The sequence below is a fragment of the Gordonia sp. ALPHA1B1 genome (assembly GCF_005502615.1).
GTDB classification, from domain to species: domain Bacteria; phylum Actinomycetota; class Actinomycetes; order Mycobacteriales; family Mycobacteriaceae; genus Gordonia; species Gordonia hongkongensis.
On sequence record NZ_SCOC01000047.1, the window covers coordinates 24036 to 30725 of the forward strand.

The following is a 6690-nucleotide window of genomic DNA, read 5'->3' on the forward strand; positions in this document are numbered from 1 at the left end:
CCCGAGCAACAGGGGATCGGTCACATCGGTCCGGTCAGCGTGGTCACGGCACCTACCCGGAGGTCTCCCGTGACAGATGAACCCCTCGTCCGCCGATCAGTGCGCGACTTCTGCCGACACTACGGCCTGATCCGCAACGCCTATCTCGACGCCCGGGCGAAGGCCGGGGTCCGCGCCCTCGACCACAACACGATGCTCTCGATCAAGGACCAGGAGGCTCTGCTCCGCTTCGTGAGCGCCGATCGCCGCCGCGCGCAGCGGATGCGCGAGATCCGCGAGCAGCCGGTCACACCGCGTCGCCCGGTCAAGCCGTCGCCGCCCCCGAAGCCACCGGTCGATGTCGATGCGGAGATCCAGCGCGTGTCGGCCTCGCTGGACAAGTGGCGCGGCACCCTCGTAGAGCTGACCAGGGAGCACCTGGTCGATGACGGCAGCGGGGAGTGCGCGAAGTGCCGGAAGCCCGCGCCGTGCCTGCCCAAGCAGACACTCGACAGCCTCGACGCCGGTCTCGTGGAGGAGATCGCGGTGTGGGATTCCGACGGCGGGCCTGGCGCGGGTTCGTGGGTGGGCGAGGACCCCGAACGGCGGCTTCGGCTGCTCTATGCTCTGCGAAACCGATGGAAAGAGATGCTGGTCCGATACAGCATCGAGCACATGATCGAAGGCGGCGACGGGAAGTGTCCGGCGTGCGGAGTGGATGCCCCATGCGAGATCAAGCGGTCGCTGAGCCGGTTGAACAAAGGTATCGCCCAGGCCGTCGAGACCGACTATGCGATCTTGGACGACGAGGAGCTGAACGCCGCCTTCCGGCCGCGGCGGTCCGGATACGCCGACGAGTGGTGGACCGGGAGCTGACTCTCAGGTCCGTGATCCCGGCGGGTTGATTGCGAATGACCCTGGTGCGCTGCCGGATCGGATGACTGCGAGGGCGTGGTGGCGTCCGTCTTGGTCCTCTCGGGGGAGCCTGAGTGCGCGGTCTACGTCGGCCTGGGTCGCCGATCCGTTGATCATCAGGTGCTCGGCGAGGGAGGCGATCGAGTCCCAGCAGTTCGCGATGAGACGAGGAACCTCGGCGGGCCGGGTGTTACCCGCGGCGGTCATCACCGCGTAGTCCTCGCGACCTCCAGACGCCAGTAGGTTCCGCAGCAAGGCCGAGGTCGGTGGTCCGCCCTGGCGAAAGTAGGCCTCGGCGTAGGGACCGGCGTAGGCGATCTGGGCGTGGTGGGCACCGGCGAACTGTTCGGTGGCCAGGCTCACGTTCCCGGTGTGCGTCGGGTGGTCTGGCGTGACGGTCACAGACCCCACGGTTTCCCCGAGGACGGTGGCGATGACGGCGTGCCCGGCCTCGTGCACAGCGGAGGCGTAGCGGGTTCGCTGCGCTGGGCCATCGAGGAGTAGTCGGGCATCGGCGGTGCTGCGGGAGTCCGCGGTGGGCGGCGGACGGTGACGGGGCGGGCGGTTGTCGGCATAGCTGTTGTCTCCGTGATGATTCGATGGTCCGGTAGTGATGAGACCGGGTTCGGCGGCCCGCAGCCAGACCCGAACCCGGCCTCATCGTGGGCGGCGGAGTGGTTGACGCTCGCCCGCTGTCAGGTGGTCAGTTGAGCCAGGCGGTGGCCACGGCGTGCTCGTATCCGATGACCACTGAGCGTTCGGCGATGGCGATGAAGCGGTTGTGGGTGGCGTCGATGGACTCGCGCACCTCGGGAACGTCGCGCCAGCCGTAGAGCGGGGAGGTGGCGACCAGGGCCTTGCCGAGGCCCTGGACGTACCCGCCGCCGAATACCCACATGTGTCCCATGGGGGTGCGGGGTGCGCTGCCCCCGGAGTAGATCAGCAGGTTCTCCGATGCGGCGAGTGCGGCCCATTCGGCGCTGGCGTGGATGACGCCGATGGTGTTGGTGCGGGCGAGCTGAGCCTCCAGGTGGCCGACCGCGCCGACGATGCCGGTGGGTTCGGGTCCGGGCGGGGCGTCGGCGATGAGGCGGGCAGCGAACTCGCGCTCCACCGCCACAGGTTCGATCAGGCGCAAGTTCTGCTGGACGCGGGCGCGTACCTCGTGCTGGCTGGGCGCGGTGAGATCACATTCGTCGAAGGCCCACACGGTGAGCGCTTCGAACGGATCAGTCTCCGGGTCGGGTCGGACGCCGTCCTTCAGTTCGTCGCCCGGGTCGCCGCACCATTCCGAGCCCCAGATACCGAAAGCGTCTTCGCCGCCGAAGTTGTGGGGACGCACCTGTACTCCGGAGGCGAGCCATCGGGGCGCGCCGGCCTGGTCGGTCCAGGCGGTGGAGTAGTAGAGGCCCTGCGGGGACGGGTTGACAGGCGGTGCCTCGAAGCGGACCGGGGACAGGTTCGGGGTGCGGGCGGGAGCGGTCATTGTGAGATCTCCTGTTCGGTAGTGGGCGTCGTGGTGGCGGTGTTCACGTCGTCGTCTACGAGGCCGTGTCGATCCCCAGCTCCCGCAGCGTGTCCTGTGCGCTCTGGGCGTCGTCTCGCTGGGGCGTGGTCGATGGCGTGGTTCGCTGTGCGCGCCAGTATTCGGCCTTGTCAATGCGGCGGCCGGTATCGAGGGCCGCGCGGTCCAGGCCGCGCAGCACGGTGAGCAGGGTGTCGGAGGCAGTTTCTCCGCCGCGTCGGTCGGTGGCCTGGTGGCCGAGGAGCTGTGCGAGCGAGTCTGTGTCGCGGTGGGCCAGCTCGACCAGAGGGGTGACCCACGATTCGTCGGTGAGCATGTCGGCAGTGATCGTCGGGACCGAGGTGCGGCAGACCGTGCGCAGGGCGTCGCGGGCGCGGTTGCGGTCGGCACCGATGAGACCTCGGAGCTTGGTGTCGGCGGTGAGTCCAGCCACGGTTGCACACAGCTCTCCCACAGCTCCGGCGACGGTCTCGACGTAGCCGATGTACCCGGTCGCGTTGGGCTGGGCGGCGATCCGCTGGGCCAACGGGCCACAGATTGCGGCGACCTCGGAGTCGAGGTGGAAGTTGCCGTCGAGGGTGACCGGCAGCCAGTGACGACGACGATCACGCAAGGTGTCCTGGTCCAAGACGGGCGTCGGCGGGGGACGGCGTTCGGGACGGGGCTTGATGTAGCCGTTGATCGGCATGGTGGTGTCTCCTAAACAGTCTGGTGGGCAACAGGAGTCGGTGAGGCGCTGAGCACGGCATGGGCTCGATCAAGGTCGAGATCCAGTACGTGCCGGGTCAGTTCGGCCAGGCCGGAGGTGTCCAGACGGCCCTCGGCGAAGGCTCGGGAGGTCAGCTGGCCGAGGAGTCGGTAGGCGTCAACGTCGATTGCCGGTCTCGATGGCGCGCTGAAAGATCGCTGGTACATGACGATCACACGGCCAACGCTTGTCGGGGCTCACCGCGCTGTTGGCGGGCGGCATCAGCCATTCGGGAGCATTCGTCGGCCAGGCCGATCAACGGCGATCCGTGCATCTGCACAACGACGAGATCTCCGCGCCGCCACAGCCTGTCCTGGGCTTCGTGGGCCTGCCAGAATCCGCACCGGGGGAGCAGGGTACGAACCCGGCTCCACCGCGCCATCTCGCCTTCTACAGCACCGAGATCGGCCAGGGCGGTGAGGATCGCGGTCTCGATCTCGTCGTCGGAGGGGCGGGATCGGGTGGTGGTCTGGGTGGTCATCGGCATCGCTGGGTCTCCTCGGTGTGCGCGTGTCCAGGTGGGACAAGGCGGTGGGTCGAGCATCGTGATCGATCCGGGTCTCGTTGCTTCCGACGCCGAGGCTCGTCGGGCAACACGTGGGGTCAGGTCATGGTCAGCGCCTCCTGGAGGGCATCGGCATCGGCGGGATCGAGGTGGCCGCGTTCGGCGTCGATGACTCGACGCACGCGGTGGAAGGCCAACGCGGCGCGGCAGCCGATGACGCGGGGGTCGTCGTCGGCTGCCCCACGGCCCACCAGGGCTGCCAGCTTCGCCGACCACTGCGAGGCCGACAGGTCGTAGGAGGCCGGGAGGTTGCCCTGGGCGGCGATGGTGGTCCTCATGGCCTACATACTGCACGCTGCGGACGTGCGACGCAACGGCGCAACGCCGGTAATTCGTTGTGGTTCAACACTTCTCCGCGAAACTCGGTGTTGTGGAGAGTGACCAGGATGATGCAAGCGGCCCCTCACCTGGGCTGCGGGCGCGACAGGTGAGGGGCCGTGATGAGGGTATCGAGGTCCTCTAACCGGGATGGGTGCGGTGGTAGTGGCGGGCGTAGCTCCATTGCCCGAACTCGAAGTCGCCGAGCGGGGTTCGAGCCAACACGTGTTTCACTGCCTGCATTCGGTCGTCGGGCGGGATCTGCTCGATCCGATGACGGACATCGTCCCAGCCGTCGCCGACCGTGCCGGTGCTTATGCCGACATCGCCTCGCTGGTGGCCAGCACCCGGTAGAGCGTGGGCTTGCTGACGTTCAGAGTTTCGGCGATCACCGGCACCGGCTCACCGCTGGCCCGCATCCGGTGGGCCAGAGCGATCTGGTCGGCGTTGAGCTTGCGCGGGCGACCGATGGGCTTGCCGCGCGCCTTACGTGCCGCCTTCGCTGCTGCACGACGTTCGCGGCCCAGCTCCAGCTCGAGTTCGGCCATGGACGCCATCACGCCGAAGACCGCACGCCCGGTGGCCGTGGAGCTATCGACGCCCTCGCGCAGCGAACGGATCACGATGCCCTGGGCGAGGAGGTCGGCGATGGTGGTCATCACCTCAGCAGCGGTACGGCCCAGCCGGTCGATGCCGACGACGATGATGGTGTCGCCGGGGCGGGCGTAGGTGAGTAGCGCGGCGAGACCGGGGCGCAGCTCCTTGGTCGTGGTGCCCGAGAGCTGATCGGAGTAGAGACGATCGGCGACCACCCCGGCGGCGGTGAGCGCGTCGTGCTGCTGGTCGAGGTGCTGGTGTCCGGTCGAGGTCCGGGCATACCGGAGGAGCTGGCCAGCGGGTTCGGTCGAAGTGTAAGGGGCGGCGTCTGATTCGGTCGTGGTCATCTCTTAATCCTCACCTCGAAAGTCGATGACCGCACCTATTGATACGAGGGAACTTTCGAGACAGGCGACCTGCGCCGACCAGTGTCAGAGCCGCCGTCGGTCGCCGCGTCTCAGTTCTCTAGATCTGAGACGGCCAGTTAGCGGCGGTCGTCGAGATGCGCAGAGCTGGTCGAGATCTCGATCGACGGCCTGGACCGCTTCAGTGATCGTTCCCAGCTCGGTCGGTTCGATGGTGAGTAGAACTGTCCCGGCGGGAGCTTGTGGGTGGTCTGCGAGGAGGTGACCCGCTCGACCTCGACCACTTCGGCGTCGATGACCTCGACCGGATCGGCATCGGGGTCCTCGGCGGTCGATCCGCCGCTATCGGAGTTGTCCCACAGCGGATCTGACGGATCGACGTCGGCAAGGGGTGCCTCGGGGCCAGGATCGACCTGTTCGGCGGTCTCCATTGAGCTGGGCGCCGGGATCTCGGCGTCTTGCGGGGGCGATGCCTGGTCGGTCTCCCACGGCTCGGGCGGACCGATCGCGTCGGCCCACCTCAGCTCATCGACCAGGGCTTGAGCCTTGGCGTCTCCGTAATAGCTGACCACGGTCTTGGCGACGAGCTGCTGAAGGTTCCACAGCCACGCGGGACCGTTCTCGGGATCGACCTCGGCGAACCGGGCAACCATGTGCTCGGCGATCTGACGATCGATGCCATCGGCGCTCAGCTCACCCACAGCCAATTGCCGGGCGGTGTCGAGGCTGTCGGAGACCTGAAGCAGTGTCTCGGGGTCCTGATCACCCTCGGCGATCACCCGCGCTAAGCCGGTGGCCTTGAGCATGGTGTCTTTGCGCTGCTGCTTGGTGTCAGTCACTCCACGACCTCTCCGTCGATCACGCCGGTCAGCTTCTGTTCGAGTTCGTCCAGGACTTCGGTGGTTGCCACCGCTACCGCCACCTGGTGGCGCTCAGGAGCGTGCAGTCCGTAGAGCTTGGCCAGCTCGGTGTCGTCGGCCAGCTGGGTACGCAGCAGCGAAGCGGTCGCCGAATGGTCGCCCGAGCGCACTGCTTCGGCGAGCGCTTTGTTCGATGTGATCAGGCGAGAGCGTCGTCGCTCCAGGATCTCGGCCAGCGTGGTCTCCCCGTCGGGGATCTGGTTGCGTCGCCGCGCCGAGGCGTATCCCTGCTGCGTCGCCCCGACCGAGGTGTAGCCGACCTCACGCATGATCTGACGCCAGCTCATCCCGAGCACGGCTCGCATGTAGAGCACCTTGTCCTGGCGCTCGTGGGCCTCCGCCAGGGGCATCCGATGTGGCATGCCTGAAACGTAAGCTCGCGAGTGTCCCGCGGAACACTCTGAACCTTGGGTTGAGGCTCGAGAAGTTGTCGGTGCCTGGCGATACCTTGCTCCTGTACTTCTCATTCGGTTCAGGGGGTTGAGGTGGGGGTCAGTGCTTTTCGTTGCGGTGAGAACGTGTCGTCGATGTTCGATGATGCGGTTCCGGCGTCGTTGTCTGATGAGGTTCTCGAGGCGCGGGTGTTGGGGTATGCGGCTCAGATCACGGCGCTGACAGCGAACTTCCTCGAACTGGTGGCAGAACTGAATCACCCTAGGTTTTGTGCCGCCTCCAATGTGGGCTGGTCCTCGGGTCCGAGGCCAGCGTAGTGGAGCGTTTCGAACTCGGTCGGGGGAATCTGGCCGATACTCGAGTGC

General features: G+C 67.1%; 10 protein-coding genes and 1 pseudogene. 3 read left to right on the forward strand and 8 right to left on the reverse strand.

What is annotated here, in order from left to right; genetic code table 11:
* Positions 1 to 69: 69 nt before the first annotated feature.
* Complete coding sequence (locus tag FFS52_RS21230) at positions 70 to 855, forward strand: hypothetical protein (protein WP_137810845.1); 786 nt, start codon at positions 70 to 72, stop codon at positions 853 to 855.
* A 3-nt stretch (positions 856 to 858) separates the two neighbouring features.
* Here the strand turns inward: FFS52_RS21230 and FFS52_RS21235 are convergent, their stop codons facing one another.
* From FFS52_RS21235 to FFS52_RS21255, 5 genes are all read right to left on the reverse strand, one after another.
* Entirely contained in the window at positions 859 to 1296 is a 438-nt protein-coding gene (locus tag FFS52_RS21235; protein ID WP_249356530.1) for a hypothetical protein, read from the reverse strand.
* Positions 1297 to 1597: 301 nt separating this feature from the next.
* A complete protein-coding gene (locus FFS52_RS21240; RefSeq protein WP_137810846.1) occupies positions 1598 to 2380 on the reverse strand; it encodes a hypothetical protein in 783 nt (260 codons plus the stop codon).
* Between the two features lie 55 nt (positions 2381 to 2435).
* The gene (locus FFS52_RS21245; RefSeq protein ID WP_137810847.1) at positions 2436 to 3107 is read right to left on the reverse strand and encodes a hypothetical protein; all 672 of its coding nucleotides are present in this window, start codon (positions 3105 to 3107) and stop codon (positions 2436 to 2438) included.
* Between the two features lie 232 nt (positions 3108 to 3339).
* Positions 3340 to 3648 carry a hypothetical protein gene (locus tag FFS52_RS21250; protein ID WP_137810848.1) on the reverse strand — a complete coding sequence of 103 codons (309 nt, stop codon included), beginning with the start codon at positions 3646 to 3648 and terminating at the stop codon, positions 3340 to 3342.
* Positions 3649 to 3770: 122 nt separating this feature from the next.
* The gene (locus tag FFS52_RS21255) at positions 3771 to 4010 is read right to left on the reverse strand and encodes a hypothetical protein (RefSeq protein WP_137810849.1); all 240 of its coding nucleotides are present in this window, start codon (positions 4008 to 4010) and stop codon (positions 3771 to 3773) included.
* Between the two features lie 190 nt (positions 4011 to 4200).
* Here FFS52_RS21255 and FFS52_RS21260 point away from each other — a divergent pair, with 190 nt between their 5' ends.
* Entirely contained in the window at positions 4201 to 4404 is a 204-nt protein-coding gene (locus FFS52_RS21260; RefSeq protein ID WP_137810850.1) for a hypothetical protein, read from the forward strand.
* On the opposite strand, the gene FFS52_RS21265 is transcribed toward FFS52_RS21260, so the two are convergent.
* The 3 genes from FFS52_RS21265 to FFS52_RS21275 form a co-directional block, all read right to left on the reverse strand.
* Positions 4365 to 4994 (reverse strand): recombinase family protein, encoded by a 630-nt coding sequence (locus FFS52_RS21265; protein ID WP_137810851.1) that lies wholly within the window; start codon positions 4992 to 4994, stop codon positions 4365 to 4367. The genes FFS52_RS21260 and FFS52_RS21265 overlap by 40 nt on opposite strands.
* Before the next feature lie 137 nt (positions 4995 to 5131).
* On the reverse strand, positions 5132 to 5851 hold the full coding sequence (locus tag FFS52_RS21270) for a hypothetical protein (RefSeq protein ID WP_137810852.1): 720 nt from the start codon (positions 5849 to 5851) through the stop codon (positions 5132 to 5134).
* Entirely contained in the window at positions 5848 to 6294 is a 447-nt protein-coding gene (locus FFS52_RS21275) for a hypothetical protein (RefSeq protein WP_137810853.1), read from the reverse strand. The genes FFS52_RS21270 and FFS52_RS21275 overlap by 4 nt, the downstream gene beginning before the upstream one ends.
* A gap of 123 nt (positions 6295 to 6417) precedes the next feature.
* Here FFS52_RS21275 and FFS52_RS23965 point away from each other — a divergent pair.
* Positions 6418 to 6582: pseudogene (locus FFS52_RS23965) on the forward strand (HNH endonuclease); the annotation flags it as partial.
* Between the last annotated feature and the right edge of the window lie 108 nt (positions 6583 to 6690).

What these genes read in the sequence shown, in the direction of transcription:
- FFS52_RS21255 (WP_137810849.1), bottom strand. Translation starts at nt 4,010, where the DNA reads ATGAGGACCACCATCGCCGCCCAGGGCAACCTCCCGGCCTCCTACGAC.
- FFS52_RS21245 (WP_137810847.1), bottom strand. Translation starts at nt 3,107, where the DNA reads ATGCCGATCAACGGCTACATCAAGCCCCGTCCCGAACGCCGTCCCCCG.
- FFS52_RS21275 (WP_137810853.1), bottom strand. Translation starts at nt 6,294, where the DNA reads ATGCCACATCGGATGCCCCTGGCGGAGGCCCACGAGCGCCAGGACAAG.
- FFS52_RS21240 (WP_137810846.1), bottom strand. Translation starts at nt 2,380, where the DNA reads ATGACCGCTCCCGCCCGCACCCCGAACCTGTCCCCGGTCCGCTTCGAG.
- FFS52_RS21260 (WP_137810850.1), top strand. Translation starts at nt 4,201, where the DNA reads ATGGGTGCGGTGGTAGTGGCGGGCGTAGCTCCATTGCCCGAACTCGAA.
- FFS52_RS21250 (WP_137810848.1), bottom strand. Translation starts at nt 3,648, where the DNA reads ATGACCACCCAGACCACCACCCGATCCCGCCCCTCCGACGACGAGATC.
- FFS52_RS21265 (WP_137810851.1), bottom strand. Translation starts at nt 4,994, where the DNA reads ATGACCACGACCGAATCAGACGCCGCCCCTTACACTTCGACCGAACCC.